This window comes from Nostoc sp. (assembly GCF_036917755.1).
Lineage (GTDB): Bacteria > Cyanobacteriota > Cyanobacteriia > Cyanobacteriales > Nostocaceae > Nostoc.
The window spans coordinates 1-19,237 of sequence record NZ_JBALFC010000011.1; the positions used below are offsets into that span (position 1 = coordinate 1).

The window sequence follows — 19,237 nt, forward strand, 5'->3', positions numbered from 1 at the left end:
AAATGCTTGAAACAAGACTCCAAGAATATGACTCCAAGTGACCTCGTGATTGCCGCATAATTTCCGACCCTTTTTTACGGTGACGTGTACTAAGAGTTGAGGGTGGGGACTTTTGCGATACGTTAAAGCGATCGCACTATCCAGATTTTTAGTACGCTACCGATAGCGTAGCGCACTAACTCCCATTGGTTTCAACTTCAGGTGAAAGTTAGTCTAGAAGCAGCATTTAGAGATTGTCTCGAAAAGAAGTCTCCGACTGGGAACGCGATTAATCGCGTCTCTCCAAACTCCAAACTCCTGTACAGACGCGATTAATCGCGTCTCTCCAAACTCCTAACTATTTCTTCACCACTTGCAGGCGCTGAGTTATCATCGTCATCCCATTACCGCGCAGGATGACAGCAGAAACCCATTGGCTACCAGGGGTAGATGGTGCTTGTCCGACTTTAAACAATCCGCCAGATGTCAGTAATTCCAAATCCACGGATGTGGGGTTGAGAAATTTATCCGGTTGGATAGATTCCTCTAGCGCGGTTCCTAGTAGAAAATCATCACCAAGTGGCTCTTTGACGATCGCATCAAAATTATACTTCTGACCGACTTGCACCTGCTGTGGTAATTTAATCTCAATTTGGGGCGGCTTGCTACCAGAGGTAATTAGGGTGCGTTCTGATAAAATGTCTTGGCGGACGATTTTTCCCCCGGCAATGCGCTGACGCGATTTAATCGTGGCATTGAGAGTCAAATTATTAGCGCTACCGGATGGTAAGCCAGTTATCTGTGTTTCTGTTTCGGCAATAATCCCATTGGCTTCAGATTTTGAAGATAGCAGTTTTGTAGTGTATTGCAATTTCGGATATCGTTGCCAAAGTGAAATCAAAGACCTTTCCATAGTTTGGAGGTTTAATCCATCTCCATGAGTGAAATTGGGGCTATAGAATTGCAACACCCCTTTAACATCCCCGCGACTAGCGGCTGCATCAACTTGTGTCAACAGGTTTTTCAGTTCGGCTGGTGCATTTTGGGCTGTACCAGCTTGGACTAATTGCTGTGGTGTCGTCGCTTGAGTGCGTTGCCAACCACTTGTTAAACCAAGTGTCAGCAGGAAGGATATCAACCCGATACTTGCTGGAAATCTAAGTTGGCGTTTCACTAAGGCGGCAATAATGTTAGTCATTGGTAAGAATTTACTGATTTGATTAGAGAAAGTAAGGAAATTGTTTTATCTTAGTTAAGCTAGGCGCTAAACGGTAAAGGTTTGATGGCAAACGCACCGATACGATTATTAATCGCTGCCAGTGGGACTGGTGGACATTTGTTTCCAGCGATCGCACTGGCAGATAAACTCCCAGATTATCAAATAGAATGGCTGGGAGTATCCAATCGGCTCGAAACTCAACTTGTTCCCAAACAGTATCCCTTGAATACTATTGCAGTTGAAGGGTTTCAGCAAGGGTTTGGACTCTCCTCGATTCGCATCTTGGGTAAACTCGCCCTTTCGATTCTGGAAGTCAGACGAATTCTCAAACAGGGAAATTTTCAAGGGGTGTTTACCACAGGGGGTTACATTGCCGGGTCTGCCGTCATTGCGGCGCGTTCCCTCGGTTTACCCGTGGTTTTCCACGAGTCTAACGCCTTACCAGGGAAAGTAACTCGCTTTTTTGGCCCTTGGTGTAATGCGGTAGCCTTGGGATTTGAAGTAGCTGCTAAGTATTTACCCCGTGCCCAAAATGTCTACGTTGGCACTCCTGTCAGAGCGCAATTTCTTGATGGGGCAATTAATGCACCACTAGATTTAGCTATTCCTGATGGTGTTCCCTTAATTGTTGTCTTTGGCGGTAGCCAAGGTGCAGTTGCGATTAATAAATTGGTGCGCGAATCTGCAAAGGCTTGGTTTGATGCTGGTGTCTATGTAGTACACTTAACTGGCGATCGCGATCCAGAAGCAGATAGTCTCAAACATCCCCAGTACATAGCCTTACCTTTTTACAACAATATGGCGGCCTTGTTGCAACGAGCAACTCTTGCCATTAGTCGTTCTGGCGCAGGTAGCTTGACAGAATTGGCAGTGTGTGGAACACCAGCGATTTTGATTCCTTACCCCTTTGCCGCAGAAGACCATCAATCTTATAATGCAGACGTATTTACTTCATCGGGTGCGGCGTTAACGTTGAAGCAATCAGAGTTGACGACCCAAACATTGCAAAGTATTGTGTTGAATCTGTTGCAGTCACCGCCAGAGTTAGCAAAAATGGGAGAAAAAGCTCATGCGATCGCAGTTCCCGATAGTGCCGAAAAGTTGGCGCAATTAGTGCGTGAGGTGATAGAAACTTAAAATAATTCGTAATTCGTAATTCGTAATTCGTAATTAAAGACAATAGAAATTCTTCTCCAGGTTATGAAGATCGTATTCAGCCAAAAATTCCGCCTCACAGTCGGTTGTACTGGCTTATTAGTTGTAAGTTTAGCCAGTAGCCATTTTTCATCTCCACAAGATTTGTTAGCAGCATCTGCACCCTATCCAGTTGTCGATGAGTTCAAAAAATATAAATTTAGCATTAATGGCAGCCAGATTGTTACTCCAGTCAAACTGCCGAGTAGTAAGGTTAACTTCAATCAAAGAGATTTATTAACCGTTCTTGCTAATACTAGAAAATATTTTCAAGACTACGCTTCAGAAGACCCAGATATTCTGCGTACAGGAATGCTTGCCACTCAAGGGGTTACTGTGCCAGATGTTCTCAAAACTTTGGATTTCATGATTGCTGTCTTAAAGGAGGATATTGCTAATAATCGAGCTACTCGTTTACAAGACCCTAAATTTATCAATGCTAATTTTCGAGTCATTAAATGGTCTGCCTACAACCCAAATAATAAACAGCAAAAACAATTACGAATTACTAAATATGCTGTATTTACTCACCCCGGTTCTCGGAAGAAAACCTCTACTTTTAATATACCAATTTATAGCTTAAAAGAAAACTCTAATAACGATAAATTCTACACTCGATACACAAAGCAGGATGTTTTGTCGGGTATTTATGAACCAGGTGGTAGAGAATTTGGAAAGGTTACGACTCTCGCTTATCTAACCAGAAATGGCTTAGAAGAAGCAATTATGGAAGGAACAATACTGATTAATTTTACAGATGGCTATCAGGCATTTTTTAATGTTGATAGAAATAATGGAATGTCTTATATTCGCGGATTGAAGGCAACAGCACAAAAGCGTTATTGGTATTTTAGAGAAGTTGATGCTATTAAAGGCTATGGATACAAAATAGATGCAAAAATTTCTATCAAACCCGGAGTCACTTTTGCGGGAGATGTTTTGAATATAGGTTTAGGTAAAGTGATTGTGATTGAGCATACTCAAGGTGGTCGCAAGCATCTGCAAATGGGAGTGATTGCCGATACAGGCGGAGCATTTTTACCCAATCTTTATCAACTCGATTTTTTGGCAGGTATTTTTCAGAATAAAAAAGAATTTGGGCAGAATATCAGCCAATTGCCAGACTATGCTACAGCATATTTTTTAGTAAAGAAGTAATGCATTAATTTGATTGATTCAAAATATCTATGCACGGGTCAACATAATTCGTAATTTTAACTCGCTGTTCTCGCTCGGTTTATCTGCTCAACTCGTTGGCGATCGCTATACTATTATTCAACGCCTGAAAGAATATGAAACCGTTGGCGTTGACTTAATAGTACTCAAAATTGAATCTATGACAGAAGCAATTTTAGTTTAGCAGGTAATGAAAATTAAAATAGTAATTTTACTGGGGTTAAAAAATATTCGTGTAAGTTAGGATACTGCATGATTGACCAGTGAATGCTGACATCATTTCATTGTCTTAGATGGGGTGGACACCGATGACATCTGAAAGCGTAGGCGTTGGCGTAGCCTCTCCAAGAGTTGCCCGCCGTAGGCATCGCTATAGCCAAATAGAACTCGAACACCGGGAACGTATACTACGAGAACGAGAAGTTGAATTGCGTCTTTGGGAAATGGAAGCTAACATCCATGCTACCGACGCGGCTTTTCATCAAACTGTGAAGCATCAGCCGGAAGATTCCCAGAAACCTTGGATCAAAAAAGTTATCCTCGGTGGAAAGCTGTTTGTTCTTGGTGTGGTAACGCTGGTTGCAGTGAAGATAGCCTCAGTGCTGGCTGGGTTTATTATTGTTGCTGCACTGGGGTGGATGTCCTACAAATTATTTTTTGAATCCAAAAAAACCAATCTTTAATAAAGGTCTAACTATGATGAGTGATCAGGTAGTAACTGACAGATTTATCCAAGATTTAGAGCGTGTTGCTCAAGTGCGATCGGAGATTTCTGTGTGTTTGAGTAAACTCGCTGAAACAATTAATAAAGCTGAGTTGGCTGGAGACTCTTCATCAGGAAAACTCAGTTTAGAGCGAGATATTGAAGATATTACAGTAGCTAGCAAAAACCTCCGCGAAGGTGTATTTCGCCTTTTAGTATTGGGCGATATGAAACGGGGAAAAAGCACGTTTCTCAACGCCTTAATTGGTGAAAACTTATTACCGAGCGATGTTAACCCTTGTACCGCAGTATTAACAGTTTTACGCTATGGGCCAGAAAAGAAAGTTACCATTCATTTTAATGATGGTAAAAGTCCGCAACAGCTAGATTTTCAGAGCTTTAAACATAAATATACCATTGATCCGGGTGAAGCTAAAAAATTAGAGCAGGAGAAAAAACAAGCTTTTCCTGATGTTGATTATGCAGTAGTTGAGTATCCTTTAACGCTACTAGAAAAGGGAATTGAAATTGTCGATAGTCCAGGATTAAATGATACAGAAGCGCGAAACGAATTATCTTTGGGTTATGTAAATAATTGCCATGCAATTCTGTTTGTGATGAGAGCTTCTCAACCTTGTACCTTGGGTGAGCGTCGCTACCTAGAAAATTATATCAAAGGTCGAGGATTGACGGTTTTCTTCTTAGTTAATGCTTGGGATCAGGTGCGGGAATCATTGATTGATCCTGATGATGTAGAGGAGTTAAAAGGATCTGAGGAGAGATTACGGCAAGTATTTAACGCGAATTTAGCAGAATATTGTTCTGTAGAAGGTCAGAATATTTATGACGAACGCGTGTTTGAGCTTTCGTCAATTCAAGCACTCAGACGACGGTTGAAAAATCCCCAAGCTGATTTAGAGGGGACTGGCTTTCCGAAGTTTATGGATTCGCTTAATACTTTTCTTACCAGAGAACGTGCGATCGCAGAACTCCGTCAAGTCAGAACCTTAGCAAGACTTGCCTGCAATCATATCCGTGAAGCAGTTGCTAGACGCATACCATTGCTTGACCAAGATGTAAATGAATTAAAAAAACGGATTGATTCAGTGGAACCAGAGTTTAACAAACTCACAGATATTCGGGATGAATTCCAAAAAGAAATTATCAATACAAGAGACACTCAAGCAAGAACAATTTCCGAATCTTTTCGCAGCTACGTTTTAAATTTAGGTAATACCTTTGAAAACGATTTCTTACGCTATCAGCCAGAATTAAATTTGTTTGATTTCCTCAGTAGTGGTAAACGAGAAGCATTTAACACCGCACTGCAAAAAGCCTTTGAACAATATATCACTGACAAATCTGCTGCTTGGACATTAACTGCTGAAAAAGATATCAATGTAGCTTTTAGGGAACTTTCTCGCAGTGCTGCACAATATGGCGCATCTTACAGTCAAGTCACAGATCAAATAACAGAAAAGCTGACTGGGCAAAACGTTAAAATAAATACGACTACCACTGCTGAAGAAGATAACTCTCCCGGCTGGGCAAAATGGGCAATGGGATTGTTATCACTGTCCAAGGGAAATCTTGCTGGTTTCGCACTAGCGGGCGCTGGATTTGATTGGAAAAATATCTTGTTAAACTACTTCACTGTAATTGGTGTTGGCGGAATAATTACAGCAGTGACAGGTATTTTTCTTGGGCCAATTGGGTTTGCGCTGCTAGGTTTGGGAGTAGGATTTTTGCAAGCAGATCAAGCCCGTAAAGAGTTAGTTAAAACTGCTAAAAAAGAGTTAGTTAAACATCTACCCCAAGTAGCACATGAGCAATCTCAGGTTGTATACAATGCCGTGAAAGAGTGTTTTGACTCTTACGAAAGAGAAGTGAGTAAGCGGATTAACGATGATATTGTATCCCGTAAATCTGAATTAGATAATCTGCTCAAGCAGAAAGAAACCCGCGAAATCAATCGTGAGACTGAGTTCAAACGTTTAAAAACCTTACAGGAAGATGTAATAGCTCAGTTGCAAAAAATTGAGGCCGCGTATAGCAATTTATTAGCTTCCTATAGCTGATATTTCTCATTACTCTCGACTCTCGTGCCTACTGGGAGGGCTGCTGCCTCCGATAATAAGAATGTGAGGCGGTAGCCCCAATGAATTGCATTCCCAGCTAGAAGCTGGGAACGAGGAAGATAGAGGAACTATGCAACAACAGTATGAAGGTTATAAGGACTTAGCAGATTCTCTCAAATCTGCATCTGCGTTACTGAATTTAGAACGCAAATCGCAACTGCATCAAGATATAATTACCATTTGCAATCATCTGGTTAATCCTAGCTTTCGCATTGCGGTATTTGGCCCTTTTAATCATGGCAAATCTACCCTATTAAATGCCATGCTAGGTAATCGTACTTTACCAATTGATTTAATTCCCACCACAGGCGCGGCGATTACTGTCAAGTATGGCTCTGATGTGCGAACTCGCATCATGTTGGTAGATGGTACAGAAATCTCCCGTAGTGGCACAGAAGTTTTACAGCAATTTGCAATTCTTGATGGCAATAGGCAGATGCGAAAAGATGTCGCATCGGTAGAAGTTTTTTGTCCGCATCCGTTCTTAGAAACAGGTGTAGAATTGCTCGATTTACCGGGAATAAACGATAGAGATGAACAAGATAATTTAGTCAGAGAACAACTTTTAAGTGCAGATTTAGTCATCCAATTATTAGATGCACGTAAGTTAATGACTTTAGGTGAGCGGGAAAACTTACGAGATTGGCTATTAGATCGCGGTATTAAAACAGTTATATTTGTTGCCAATTTTATGAACTTACTCGAACCCGACGAGCAAAAACAAGTTCAAAATCGCCTGCGGTTTGTTGCAGAAAGCTTTCGAGCCGAATTACCTCCAGGTTTTAGTAATTTATATCGCGTTGATGCTTTACCTGCCTTAAGAGCCAGATTAAAAGGCGATGTTGCTGCTGCTAATAGTAGCGGGTTAGCAGCTTTTGAAACAGCTTTGCAAAATATTGTGGGGATTTTGCAACCAAATCGTGGTAGTGTGCGTTTGCCAAGAGTGCAAGCGATCGCTTCTCAAATTCAACACTCATTAAAAGCTAAAATTTACTCGATTGCTATTGAAATAAAATCCTTTGATGATAAACAAAACAGCCAAATTGAAATTAAACAAAAAGCAGCCAACTTAATTTATCAAGGTTTTACTACTAGCGTGGGAGAGTTACGCGATTGGCTAGCATTACCCAAGCTACTCACAAAATATCAAGCTGATGCAGCAGTTGCATTGGCAGAAAACAACTTTAAAGCTTGGCAAACAAATACTCTTAAAAAAGACCTCACTCAGTTGCAATTCGCTGCGGTGAAATGGCTTTATCAAGCTTACGAATTTTTCCAAGAAGAACGACCGCAAGATTTATTAATTGCCTTTCCTAGCGAACCACAAGTAATACTACCTTCAAAGCCAAGCAATACTGATGATTTGAGTGAACCTGGTTCTATCGCTGTTGGTGGTGGTATTGGTTGGTTGTTAGGCGGCCCAGTAGGTGCTGCTGTTGTCGGAAGCATTTCTTATTTGTTAAACAAGAATATCCAGACACAAGACGAACAATTAGCAAAGGAATCTTATCATCAGGAAGTTGCTAAACTTTGTATAACGGCAATTGAAGATTATTTATCTTACTTCAGCAGTCAAGGGTTATCAATTTTGAATGAATATGAACAGAAAGCCGAAAAAATAATTTGCTTTGAATTAAGTCAGGAACCACTAGAAATTACTAATAGACGTAAAATTTTACAGCAGTTACAAAACAGTTTTAATCAATTGTTGCGAGAGTTAGAAAAAGTCAAAATTATCTCAAATTATCAATATTATAAAGAAGTACCAAAATACACGAATCCCAATAGGAAGTATTCGCCACAGCCAAAGAGAGTTAAAACTTCCCCTCAAAAAGATCCTGGTGTTAAGCAACAACAGGAAAATACTGCTAAGAATAGTGAGACAAGGGTAAAATCTGTTTCTCCACGGAAAGAAGAGGTGGAGGCGAAATTTCGTGATTGGGAACTCAATGAGGAAATAGCGCGAATGAAAGCAGAGATGCGTAGCCCTAAGGCTTGTCGTCAGACATCGCCTGGTTCTCAAACTGGCAAACAACAAAATACAACTCAAAGCAATAAAGCACCCAACCAACCAAAAACCCAGACAGAAAAAGATAACATTACTCGCGCCTACGACGTTTTAGGATTGCAAGCAAATGCTTCTTTGGCTGAGGTAAAGCAGGCTTATCGAACTTTAGTAAAAAAATGGCATCCAGATTTGTTTGTTGGTAAGCCGCAACTGCTAAAACAAGCACAAGATAAAATGCACTTACTTAATGAAGCTTACACAATTTTGAGTGAGAAATAAAAATCAGATCCCCGACTTCTCAAAGAAGTCGGGGAGAAACATTTTATCCTAATTTCATTTCTGGCTGCAAAGCTAAGAGTAAATATAGAATTAGGAAACTGTTAAGTGAGATTTATGCAACTCTTATCTTTAAGGAATGGCTTTTTGGCGTTAACCTTTAGTGCGATCGCTTCAGCTGGTGGCTTAATCACAGCCTGTACCAATACTGCTTCCCAGAACCAAAGCCAAGCCCCAAATGCAACCGCTACCAATACTAGCGACAAGCAGATGAATCACAGCATGGGAATGGATTTAGGCCCAGCCGATGCTAATTTTGATTTACGGTTTCTCGATGCTATGATACCTCACCATCAAGGGGCTGTGGAAATGGCTAAAGAAGCGCAGCAGAAATCAAAACGTCCTGAAATCAAAAAACTAGCAGACAATATCATCAAATCGCAAAACCAAGAAATCACTCAGATGAAGCAGTGGCGACAAGCTTGGTATCCGAAGGCGGGAAATAAACCAATGGCTTATGACAGTCAAATGGGGCACATGATGGAGATGTCATCTGACCAAATGAAAACTATGATGATGAGTCAGAATTTAGGTGCAGCTGATGCTGAATTTGATCTGCGCTTTATCAATGCGATGATTCCTCACCATGAAGGGGCTGTAACAATGGCAAAAGATGTTTTGAGTAAGTCTAAGCGCCCTGAAATTAAGCAATTAGCCCAAGAAATTATTAAAGCCCAAGATGTAGAGATTAAACAAATGCAACAGTGGCGAAAAGCTTGGTATAACAAGTGAGCCTAAGTATCTGTGTAGATTCATCACAACATCACCTCGTTTAAAGATTTGTTTTGGCTGCGTCGTAATTGTCATAAATACTAATTTCCGGGCTATCCCAGTCATCTGCAAAGGTTGCTAGATGCGATTGCAAAATCTCAGCCTGCGCTTCGTTAATTCCTTGAGAAGCTAGGTCAATCTCATTTGACCTCATAAAAGTCACAATCACTCGTGTTCCTTCATGTACATCGGTGGGTTGTTCAGTGAGTTCGACTCGACCATTACGATATGTTCCTTCAACACTAGTCAACATTTTTAACCTCGCTGCTTGTGAATAGTTAAATAGTGTGGCTTCTGGCAAGAATTTTCTTCTGATTAAAGATATTTAGTCATGTTTGTATCGAATCGTTATTTGCTTTTCTGATTTGTTGCCTTTGTGCTTCTAAACCTCTTAAGCTTTTCAAGACATCTTTCCCTTTTTCATATTTAATACCTAATTTGAGCAACTGACGACATCGATGCATCTTTAAATGCTGTCGATTAGGAATTTTTAACTCACCTTGATTTGTAGCAATAATCCCAGTAATTTCGTATGATTTTTTGTTAGTATAATGCTTTTCCTTTTTCTTATTACTACGTAATCCATAGCGATGAAACTGCTTTTCTACTTGCCAAATCAACTCACTTGGAATATGATTCCCTGAGATTGTAACATCATCTATGTAGACAGTCAGAGTACAATTTGCCATCTCAACAATTTTGTTGATTGCTTCCCACATGCCTATATGTGTAAAGTAGGAGAGCATAGGACTTGATGGGCTTCCAGTTGGCAGATGCTCTTTGAAAGTTGAGAGCTTGGTTAAGATACCAGCAACATCTGAGGAGCATTTCATCTGTGTATGGAAGAACCAATAAACATGCTTTGCTAGCGTAGAAGGAAAATATTTTTCGATGTCAAGGCTACATACTTCTGTGGCATTTACATGAGCTTTAGCATTACTGATGTAGGAACGCCCTTTCGCAGGAGCATGTATGTAGTTTGGAACCTTAATTCGTTTTAGAAGCTCTTCAATCCGCTTTTGTACACGTTTTAGGTCTTGTCTTGGCTTTTCAAAACGACGGCTTTTCCCTCTCTCTCGATCAAATATGTCCGACTCTACATACAAATGCTCTGTGTTAGTAAGCAATTTCAGCTTAATTTGACTAACACGCAAAAGCTTTGCAAGTTTTGCTTTAGATTTCAAACAGTAAAAAGGCGACTGGTCTAATTCGTATCTTGCATATTTACTCTTCTGCATAAGAACGACCAGACCTTTCAGCAATGAAGTTAAGGATGGCAAGAATCTTAGAGGATACGAATGTCCTTAACTTCTCTGTTTTTATATCCTTATTTAAGCTTTCCGAAAAAAACATGATCGAGGATGCTGGTATATCAAAAAACTCTGAGTATCGGTTCAGCAACTCAAGTGTTGGAGTTTTTTTCCCTGACTCAATTTCCGAGAGATATGACTTGGATATCCCTAGCTTTTCTGCAAGCTCTTTCTGTGTTAGGTCATAGAATACTCTTATCAATCTTAGAGCTTCACTTAGCATATCTAACCTCCCTTGGCTAGAGGTTTTTTAAGGGTTTCTATAGAAGATTTAGCAGTCTAGTTCTGCCAAAACTCAATTAGCCACTTCAATAAGTTGAAGATGACCGGACCGAGTTGAAATAGCAGACGGAGCGTTTGAGGTTTGCGGAGCCATATCAGCCACTGCTTATACAGCAGATTTCAGGTTGGTGAAGTACACAAGCTAAGTCTCAAAGTCAGGTATAAAGCCTGTTTTACTTCTGAATTCTGACTCCTTAATTCTGAATTCTGCTGTATTTACGCTTTTTAGACTGCTTCTGCCGTTTGTCAGATTCTGGATTTTCCATCGGAGACATCTCCTTTTAGTAGGGTGTTTGCACTTACTTACAGTGATGTAAATAAGCGTTGCCGCAAACAAACCCGGAGAACGGCAGTTTTAATCCTCCCCTATACTTGCCGAAGCTAACTTGCTTAGGCTACGCTGTTGTGCTGGATTGTATCAGTGGTACTTCTTCTTTAGTTGTTACTCGATGTAGGCTCACATCGATACTCACAATTACTTGTGTTTTCGTATGCTTTCTAAAGTGTTTTTCCACTGTTTTTTTCAGCAAACACGGTAGAAGATGCTTTATCATCTCCCTCGGATCGAAATAACGATCCAATGAATGGCAACTGTCTCCTTTAACCTGACTAAACCGAGTCTACCACAGTTTTATAAAATTTTGTTCGCTATTAGCGAATATTTTTAAGAATTAGTATGGGCTTTGCGATCTACGATACAAGTATTGGTATTCCACACCAGGAACTGAATCGGATTTTTGATCGCTTTTACCGGGTGAATAGCGATCGCTCTGGTAAAACTGGCGGTTATAGGTTAGGATTAGCGATCGCTAAAGCAATTATTCAGGCACACCAAGGTAGTTTAAACGTGCAAAGTGAATTAGGTAAAGGTAGCACTTTTACTATTCAATTACCCTTCGATGTCACCCCAATTTCCCAATTTAAATTGCTGTATTACCTCAAACCTAAATTTAAGTAAAACTTTTTCTACCAAACTTTACTCATATTCAGAATAAACCCAGGTAATACCGACTCGCCGCTAACGGTAGCAGGATTATCTAAACATTCCTCTGACAATCCAGGACGATAAATATAGACTTTACGCTGCTTACGGTCAATCAACCAGCCTAACTGTATTCCTGGCTCATTCATATATTCCTCCATTTTTTCCTTCAAAGTCTGGAGGTTGTCGCTGCGAGATTTGAGTTCCACTACAAAATCTGGACAAATGGGAGCAAATCTTTCTTGTTGTTCTGGAGAAAGAGCATTCCACCGTTCTAGTTTAATCCAGGAAGCATCTGGCGATCGCTCTGCACCTGTTGATAACTTAAATCCGGTACTAGAGCTAAAAGTTATACCTGTACCATCTTGTTCCGACCAAACCCACAATTGCCCAAATATGTTACCTTCTCGATTTCCTGTCTCTGAACCAGTAGGAGGCATAATTACCAATTCTCCAAATTTATTTCGCTCAATGCGTAAATCACGATTCACCTGACAGAAATCAAAAAATTGTTCGTCTGTCATTTGCATTGATGACGGAATTTGCAAAACCAAAGCAGATGAAAACATCGGGATTTCCTCCAGGTTCGGATGCCTAGCCCACTAACTATATTCTCACGCAAAAAACAAAGACGCCAAGATATAACTTTGCGCCTTTGCTTTTTTATCCGAAATCATTTTCAGATTTACTTGTTAGGCTGAGGAGTTAGCCGCAGATAGGGTTTAACTTCCTTGTAGCCTTTGGGGAATTTCTCTTTGAGTACTTCTGGATCTTTGAGTGAGGGGACAATTACAACATCCTCGCCATCTTTCCAGTCAGCTGGTGTCGCCACGCTGTAGTTATCAGTCAATTGCAGAGAATCAATCACCCGCAAAAGTTCATCAAAATTGCGTCCCGTGCTGGGGGGATATGTGAAAGTGAGACGGAGTTTCTTGTTGGGGTCAATCACGAAAACCGATCGCACTGTCACCGCCGCATTAGCATTTGGGTGGATCATGTCGTAAAGGTCAGAAACCTTGCGATCGGCATCCGCCAAGATTGGGTAGTTAAGGGTGGTGCTTTGAGTTTCTTCGATGTCTCCTACCCAGCCGTTGTGGGATTCAACGTTATCAACGCTAAGTGCGATCGCTTTGACATTGCGCTTGTCAAATTCTGGTTTGAGCTTGGCAACTGTGCCGAGTTCTGTTGTGCAAACAGGTGTAAAATCAGCAGGGTGAGAGAACAGCACAACCCAGCTGTCACCTGCCCATTGGTAAAAATCGATGTCGCCGTGTGTTGAGGCTTGCGTAAAGTTGGGTACTGTGTCACCTAGACGGAGAGCCATGTGAGATTCCCTGTAGTTAGAAAAGCATATGTGTTCTACTATGCCATCATGACATAAAACCCCTATTCCCCAATCGGACTTTAGCGGTTTGAAACAAAATTTTGGAAAGTCTTATCTTCTTTTTCCTCTGAAATCATATTTTATCTACTTTGTCAATACGTAAGTTATAGTAATAGCCTTTTCAAGGTAACTCGTAAAATCCCTTTTTTCTCTCAGCGCTCTCTGCGGTTTAAAAGTAATTTATTTAACCTTATTAGGCGCAGAGGACACAGAGTAAAGAGATTAAAGAGCAATTTCTTAACCATATTTCGAGATGATTTGTCACAAGAAACATAATATTAACGCCTAACGTACCCTACTTAAGATTTATTTTCTAAATGGTCTCTTAAAAGTAAATAATTTTACTGAGTATTTGATGAAGTCTTAAACAATTTATGTTTAAGACTTTATTTATAGTCCGAGTTTATCAAATTTGTGTAAAAAGATTACTGAATCTCTGAAGAATAGATTAATCCCACTGTTCACCAAGGTTAAACTGGTAATAATATGAACAGGAAGTCTTTTTATCCTCAAAACTGGAATGACCGCTAATAGTTTATCAATTAGTCAGGAATATCCGCATTTGGTTACGTCTCAATCTAGACAGCTAAATGTGCAAATTGCACAAGAAGAGGTTTATAGCTTCTTTGTGGAAATTGTCAAAAAACTGTCGCCAGATGATGTTTTACGGGAGTTCAAAGCTTTATTTATAGACGGTCTTGATTCACAGGATTCCCATTTCATACCTGTGATATATAGCATTTTTTTAAATGATAACGAACAGGAGTTCTGTAATACACTTAAGCGTTGTAGTTATATAATAATTAACAATTGGACAACCAACAGAAAAGAGAAATATATCCAAGAATTAGTTAATTTATTTGCTAATGCAAACCTGAAGGTAAAGAACAATAATTTTCCAGCGATAAATAACTGTAAAAGCTGGCTGGAGAATTTCATAAACAGCAAAGACTACCAAGAAATAAAATTATTTGCTGCTAAATATGAGGAATTATCTAAAGGTCATTGGGCTAATCGCTACACTTCTTATTTATTAATTGATCAATCTGTTAACGAGAATAATTCTAGAGATCAACAAGAGGCTGCCAGAAAACTTTCTAGACAGATGAAAGACAAATTTAAGTTTGAATTAGCAATGTATATTGCTCGTTCTCAATCTACCCTCTCAAGCACAACACGCTACACAAATCCCAGTATTTTGGGGGATAATGTTCTGCATCTAATAAAAACAATTGTTTTAAAAAAGGGTGTGTTTAGCCATGAGAATATTGCCAATATATTTGTCAAGCAAACTCAAGAGCAAACTCTTGAGCAATTTAAACTTAGTATAGAAAAATATCTATTTTTTTCTGTAGATAATCAAAAATTAGTCGAGAGTTTACGGCGAAAGTTTGCAGATAATTTATCATTATGGAAGAAAGATTGTAGTCAAGAAATTATCACTAAAGAATTGTTCTTGAGAACCTGTAATCGAGTGATTGATTCTTTGACAACAGAAAATGGGAAAGAACCTTCGTCATTATTTATATTATTGCTTGCCCCAGGTCACTCTCTAACATTGGTGATTATACTGCTAAAGACTATTTTGATTTGTAGAAATTCCCGCAGACATTTAGAAATTAGAATTGCCCATCTGATTCGTTATTACGAAAAATATCCTCAAGATGAGTGTAAGTGGCTAATCAATTTTATGGAGATTTTTAATATCACGTTTGCAATTTACGCGGAAAACGTAGAATATAACTTGATTAAGGTGGAAGAAAACCAAAGCAGTAATCCGCAGTTAAATCTAGATGGTTATCGTGTGTTTTCACAGATGAAGGTAGATAGACAAAAATGAGTGTCGCCTGATTTAGGATTTAGCAAGGTGTTCGTCTAAGCAAACGAGAGCAGCACCCGCAGTTTCAGCTAGAATACTAATGAGTCGATATAGAGCGATCGCACTAAATACTAGGGCAGATGGAAAGTGATGTCGTAAAAGTTCATACGCAGTCGCTTCAAACACACCTAATCCACCAGGCGCACCCGGAATGATAAACCCCAACAACCAAGCGCAACTAAAAGCCCCTAACAACAAAGGAATTTGATTCACATTCAACGAACCCAGCGCGGACATAGTTAAGATAAACCCGGTGGCGCGTAGTCCCATAAAGCCCAATTCTCCTAACAAAGGTCGTAGGGGATAGCTTTTAAGACTGAAGGGAACAGTTGACTCAGTGCTAGTAGCAGACTTTTTTGCTTTCAATCTGTACAAAAAACGGATAACTGGGTTTAAAAACCAGGGATGAATCGCACAAAGGACTACAGCTAAACTCAGCAATTGTAATATTTGCAGAACAAGGGTAGTATTAGCTGCCGCAAATTGGCTACTGCATAGGACAATGATGATTAAAGCTGCCGCTAGCATGAGTAACGGTTCCAGTAAAACGCTTAAGGTAGCTGCACCAGCAGAAACATTGGCATTTTTGGCTGCGACAATTCGCCCGTAGTGATGCCAGATATTACCTGGTAAATACTTAGCTATGTTCGTTTTGAGGTAAACTTGGATGAACTGGGTAGATGATACAGGTTGATTTAACTCTTGTAGAATCCAAGTCCAGATCCAGCCTGCCCAAGTATGTGCTAGTAAAGTGACGCCTGTAGCGATCGCCATAATTGCCCATCCTACCCCATCAATGCGGATAGCAGTCACCTCAATCCAATTATCCTTCAGAGCTTTCCCTAAAAAAAACAGCGTTCCGCCCAAAATTATCCAGCGTAAAAATTGCTTCATGAATTTAGTAATTTAACGGTGAGAGCAACAAGGGCTGAATACCTCAAATCTTATGGTACATTAGCTATATATCCAAAGTTTTTGAAGTATTAAACAGGCTTATGTAGTTCTTTTTACGAAAAGTATATTATTTTATTTTATATCTCTCTAGAGTTAGATAAAAATATTCTTTTGGTACTAATTAAAATGTGACTTGCGCTAGATGTAAAACTTATTTCATGATTCATATCATAAGTGGAGGTTATTATTTTGTCTGAATTGTCTGGGATACAAAATTAATTCCAAATGCCATCTTGGTTGAAGTTTAACTTAGTCACAAAAATCCAAGGAGTAGAACTATGAAAAAAGCAATGAATTGGCTGAAAAACATTCGTCCCCTGAAAGCTTTAACTGTTTTTTTAGCAGGAATCTTTCTATTTATGACCCAGGCTTGTGGCGCTCCCGGAATAGCAACACAGCCCCCACAACCTGGCGCTCAAGCACCTAATATAGAACGATACGATTCCACAAAAGATTATCCTCTGAATTCTCCTGCTGGTGGGATAAATAACTTTAGTGATGTAGATTCCAGAGCAAAAGATGAAAAGGCAGCCAATGACAAAGCTGAGGCGCTAGTAAAGAATGCTCAAAAAAATATTGAGCAGAAGGGAATTGACAGCCGAGAGCAATATGGTCGGAATTTTCAGCAAGGGACACCCCTTGGTGAAAGAGTGAAGAACCTGGGTGAAGATATTGGTAATTCAGCTGATGAAATTCGCAAAGGTCTTGTTAAGGGGGCTGAACGAGGAATTGAAAATATCAAGGGTAATACCCAGAATGCTGCTGAAGATACCCAAAATGCAGCCAAAGACGTGACAAAAAATGTTCAGCGTGGGGCTGAGGATGCTGGTAAAAATGTTCAGCGCACAGCTGAGGATGCAGGTAAGGCAGTCAAGAGGACAGTCAAAGACGTTGATTGAAATTAGTGATTAAATCTCCTGCAAAAATATGAAAGCGCCCACAGATATTTAGTCTGGGGCTACCCAAGCAAAGCCTGCCTATGCAGGCTTTGCTTGAGTTTTAGGTAGGCAGTACTTACGCAGTGCTGATTAGTCATTGCGTTCGCCTTTGGCATTTCCGTTAGTGCAGCCTCTCGTAGAGAAGGGTACGGAGCGAAGCAATCTTATCAAGACTGGGATTGCTTCGCTCCGCTTACCGAAGAAGTGGGTTTGAGCGATCGCCCGAACTTGAGATAATACGATCGCCTGCGATGATTTTATGATCATGATGCGTCACTCAATAGCCTGTCGTCGCGATCGCTCTTGCTGTAATCTGAGATAATTCGATCGCCTGCGATGATTTTATGATCATGGTGCCTCACTCAATAGCCTATCGTATTGATGCATCTGCTTTTGGGGAAATCTGCGATACACACTTAACCCAATACAGTTCAGTTAAGCATTTCTTCCTTCTCTCTGTGTTCTCTGCGCCTCTGTGGTTCGTTAAAAAAATTGACTTTCACAAAGAGTTTTAGCCTTAACACCAAGCGTATTGACACTTAACCGATAATCATTTACAAAAACCCTAATAAAAAAAGGAGCCTGACTCAGACTCCTTAATAAAAAACTAGTAATAAAATTGCGACTACTTAACAGTCACCTTACCGCCAGCTTCTTCGATGCGCTTCTTAGCATCTTCAGCAGCATCCTTAGCAATACCTTCTTTAACTGCCTTGGGTGCAGCTTCCACCAAGTCTTTTGCTTCTTTCAGACCCAAACCGGTCAATTCCCGGACAATCTTCAGCACGGCAATCTTCTTATCAGCTGGGACTGATTCGAGAATCACTTCAAACTCGGTTTGCTCAACAACTTCCTCAGCAGGAGCAGCAGCACCAGGACCTGCAAACGCTACGCCAACGGGTGCAGCAGCACTCACGCCAAAAGCTTCTTCAATTTGCTTGACTAACTCAGAAGCTTCCAGCAAAGAAAGGGTTTTTAGTTGTTCTAAAATTTGATCGGTTGCAGTAGACATTGATATAACTCCTGTAATTTTGATTATTTATTTGTCATTGGTCATTGGTCTTTAACTATAGACTCTTGACTTTTGACTGATGAACCACGAAGTCTATTCAGCAGCAGTTTCAGTACTGCTATCTTGTACAGCAGTGGTTTCAGTGCTGCTATCTTGTACAGCAACCGTTTCAGTACTGCTATCTTGTACAGCAGCGCTTTCGGTGCTACCACCAGCTTGCTCTTGGTCGGCCACAGCCTGCAAAGCACGAGCCAGTGAACCAGGAACTTCGTTGATACCCACAGCAATCTTGGTAGCCAAGGCGTTAATAGCTCTAGCAATTTGTGCTATGAGTTGTTCCTTAGATGGCAAGTCTCCCAGTACCTTGACATCAGGTTCTTTGAGTAGGCGACCTTCCAGGACACCACCGCGAAGTTCTGTCTTCTTGGTGACTTTTTGGAATTCTTGGTATGCCTTAATTGCCGATGAAAAATCTTCTTTTACCAGCAAAAAGGCGGAAGCACCGTTGAGCAATTCCGACAGTGGCTGCCATTTTTCATCGTCTTTAATGGCAATACCCATTAGGGTGTTCTTCGTCACCTTACAAACAGTGCCACTGGGACGCAGCCGCCGCCGTAAGTCTGTGATTTCCGAAACTGTTAGCCCCTGATAGTCAATTACCAGTGCCAGAGTTGACTCACTCAAAGTAACTTTGAGGTCAGCTACTATCTCTTTTTTATTTTCTAGTGTTCTACCCATTCCAATCTCACCTCCTTAAAACAATCGGGGAAGTGCCCTACTTGTGCGTTTTTTCTAAACCTGAACCCAAACAAACAAACCCCAGCTAATATAGCCGGGGTTGAGTAGTAAGACTCCTGATGCCATAGTTATCACACCTTTATAGGTGGCAATTCTGACAATTAGAGTTTTAACCTCGGCAGGATATTAAGCTATTAGCACCTGCTGTCTCCGGCTTTGCCTATTCAATTTTGT

Annotated in this window: 19 protein-coding genes, 1 pseudogene and 1 other annotated feature; of the genes and pseudogenes, 10 read left to right on the forward strand and 10 right to left on the reverse strand. The window is 40.3% G+C overall.

Features of this window, described 5'->3' with window-relative positions:
- Positions 1 to 337: 337 nt before the first annotated feature.
- On the reverse strand, positions 338 to 1,177 hold the full coding sequence (locus V7L05_RS03600) for a nuclear transport factor 2 family protein (protein WP_335161878.1): 840 nt from the start codon (positions 1,175 to 1,177) through the stop codon (positions 338 to 340).
- A gap of 84 nt (positions 1,178 to 1,261) precedes the next feature.
- Here V7L05_RS03600 and murG point away from each other — a divergent pair, with 84 nt between their 5' ends.
- From murG to V7L05_RS03635, 7 genes are all read left to right on the forward strand, one after another.
- Positions 1,262 to 2,335, forward strand: a complete 1,074-nt coding sequence (gene murG / locus V7L05_RS03605) for an undecaprenyldiphospho-muramoylpentapeptide beta-N-acetylglucosaminyltransferase (protein WP_335161880.1) — start codon at positions 1,262 to 1,264, stop codon at positions 2,333 to 2,335.
- A 63-nt stretch (positions 2,336 to 2,398) separates the two neighbouring features.
- Positions 2,399 to 3,550, forward strand: coding sequence for a hypothetical protein (locus V7L05_RS03610; protein WP_335161882.1), 1,152 nt, complete (start codon positions 2,399 to 2,401; stop codon positions 3,548 to 3,550).
- Positions 3,551 to 3,563: 13 nt separating this feature from the next.
- Positions 3,564 to 3,752 carry a hypothetical protein gene (locus tag V7L05_RS03615; protein WP_335161884.1) on the forward strand — a complete coding sequence of 63 codons (189 nt, stop codon included), beginning with the start codon at positions 3,564 to 3,566 and terminating at the stop codon, positions 3,750 to 3,752.
- 124 nt (positions 3,753 to 3,876) lie between these two features.
- On the forward strand, positions 3,877 to 4,251 hold the full coding sequence (locus V7L05_RS03620; RefSeq protein WP_335161886.1) for a DUF3040 domain-containing protein: 375 nt from the start codon (positions 3,877 to 3,879) through the stop codon (positions 4,249 to 4,251).
- Positions 4,252 to 4,267: 16 nt separating this feature from the next.
- Entirely contained in the window at positions 4,268 to 6,349 is a 2,082-nt protein-coding gene (locus V7L05_RS03625) for a dynamin family protein (protein ID WP_335161923.1), read from the forward strand.
- A 130-nt stretch (positions 6,350 to 6,479) separates the two neighbouring features.
- Positions 6,480 to 8,696 carry a dynamin family protein gene (locus V7L05_RS03630; RefSeq protein WP_335161925.1) on the forward strand — a complete coding sequence of 739 codons (2,217 nt, stop codon included), beginning with the start codon at positions 6,480 to 6,482 and terminating at the stop codon, positions 8,694 to 8,696.
- Between the two features lie 114 nt (positions 8,697 to 8,810).
- Positions 8,811 to 9,485 (forward strand): DUF305 domain-containing protein, encoded by a 675-nt coding sequence (locus V7L05_RS03635; RefSeq protein ID WP_335161888.1) that lies wholly within the window; start codon positions 8,811 to 8,813, stop codon positions 9,483 to 9,485.
- Positions 9,486 to 9,525: 40 nt separating this feature from the next.
- On the opposite strand, the gene V7L05_RS03640 is transcribed toward V7L05_RS03635, so the two are convergent.
- From V7L05_RS03640 to V7L05_RS03650, 3 genes are read right to left on the reverse strand one after another with little or no spacing between them, the layout of a single operon-like run.
- Positions 9,526 to 9,825 carry a hypothetical protein gene (locus V7L05_RS03640; RefSeq protein ID WP_335161890.1) on the reverse strand — a complete coding sequence of 100 codons (300 nt, stop codon included), beginning with the start codon at positions 9,823 to 9,825 and terminating at the stop codon, positions 9,526 to 9,528.
- A 28-nt stretch (positions 9,826 to 9,853) separates the two neighbouring features.
- A complete protein-coding gene (locus tag V7L05_RS03645; RefSeq protein WP_335161892.1) occupies positions 9,854 to 10,708 on the reverse strand; it encodes a reverse transcriptase family protein in 855 nt (284 codons plus the stop codon).
- Positions 10,709 to 10,748: 40 nt separating this feature from the next.
- Positions 10,749 to 11,057 (reverse strand): helix-turn-helix transcriptional regulator, encoded by a 309-nt coding sequence (locus V7L05_RS03650; RefSeq protein ID WP_292771691.1) that lies wholly within the window; start codon positions 11,055 to 11,057, stop codon positions 10,749 to 10,751.
- Between the two features lie 747 nt (positions 11,058 to 11,804).
- Between V7L05_RS03650 and V7L05_RS03655 the strand changes: the two are divergent.
- Positions 11,805 to 12,074: pseudogene (locus V7L05_RS03655) on the forward strand (sensor histidine kinase); the annotation flags it as partial.
- 8 nt (positions 12,075 to 12,082) lie between these two features.
- Here the strand turns inward: V7L05_RS03655 and V7L05_RS03660 are convergent.
- On the reverse strand, positions 12,083 to 12,667 hold the full coding sequence (locus V7L05_RS03660) for a Uma2 family endonuclease (protein ID WP_335161894.1): 585 nt from the start codon (positions 12,665 to 12,667) through the stop codon (positions 12,083 to 12,085).
- Positions 12,668 to 12,783: 116 nt separating this feature from the next.
- Entirely contained in the window at positions 12,784 to 13,422 is a 639-nt protein-coding gene (locus V7L05_RS03665) for a peroxiredoxin (protein ID WP_335112488.1), read from the reverse strand.
- A gap of 580 nt (positions 13,423 to 14,002) precedes the next feature.
- Here V7L05_RS03665 and V7L05_RS03670 point away from each other — a divergent pair.
- Complete coding sequence (locus V7L05_RS03670) at positions 14,003 to 15,322, forward strand: hypothetical protein (protein WP_335161896.1); 1,320 nt, start codon at positions 14,003 to 14,005, stop codon at positions 15,320 to 15,322.
- A gap of 12 nt (positions 15,323 to 15,334) precedes the next feature.
- Here the strand turns inward: V7L05_RS03670 and V7L05_RS03675 are convergent, their stop codons facing one another.
- Positions 15,335 to 16,255, reverse strand: coding sequence for a lysylphosphatidylglycerol synthase domain-containing protein (locus V7L05_RS03675; RefSeq protein ID WP_335161898.1), 921 nt, complete (start codon positions 16,253 to 16,255; stop codon positions 15,335 to 15,337).
- 338 nt (positions 16,256 to 16,593) lie between these two features.
- On the opposite strand from V7L05_RS03675, the gene V7L05_RS03680 reads away from it, so the two are divergent.
- Positions 16,594 to 17,214, forward strand: a complete 621-nt coding sequence (locus V7L05_RS03680; protein WP_335161901.1) for a hypothetical protein — start codon at positions 16,594 to 16,596, stop codon at positions 17,212 to 17,214.
- A gap of 129 nt (positions 17,215 to 17,343) precedes the next feature.
- On the opposite strand, the gene V7L05_RS03685 is transcribed toward V7L05_RS03680, so the two are convergent.
- From V7L05_RS03685 to rplJ, 3 genes are all read right to left on the reverse strand, one after another.
- Positions 17,344 to 17,520 (reverse strand): hypothetical protein, encoded by a 177-nt coding sequence (locus V7L05_RS03685; RefSeq protein ID WP_335161903.1) that lies wholly within the window; start codon positions 17,518 to 17,520, stop codon positions 17,344 to 17,346.
- 358 nt (positions 17,521 to 17,878) lie between these two features.
- Positions 17,879 to 18,265 carry a 50S ribosomal protein L7/L12 gene (gene rplL / locus V7L05_RS03690; protein WP_334950901.1) on the reverse strand — a complete coding sequence of 129 codons (387 nt, stop codon included), beginning with the start codon at positions 18,263 to 18,265 and terminating at the stop codon, positions 17,879 to 17,881.
- Positions 18,266 to 18,358: 93 nt separating this feature from the next.
- Positions 18,359 to 19,003 carry a 50S ribosomal protein L10 gene (gene rplJ / locus V7L05_RS03695; protein WP_335161905.1) on the reverse strand — a complete coding sequence of 215 codons (645 nt, stop codon included), beginning with the start codon at positions 19,001 to 19,003 and terminating at the stop codon, positions 18,359 to 18,361.
- A 64-nt stretch (positions 19,004 to 19,067) separates the two neighbouring features.
- Positions 19,068 to 19,235 (reverse strand) — a sequence feature (ribosomal protein L10 leader region).
- Between the last annotated feature and the right edge of the window lie 2 nt (positions 19,236 to 19,237).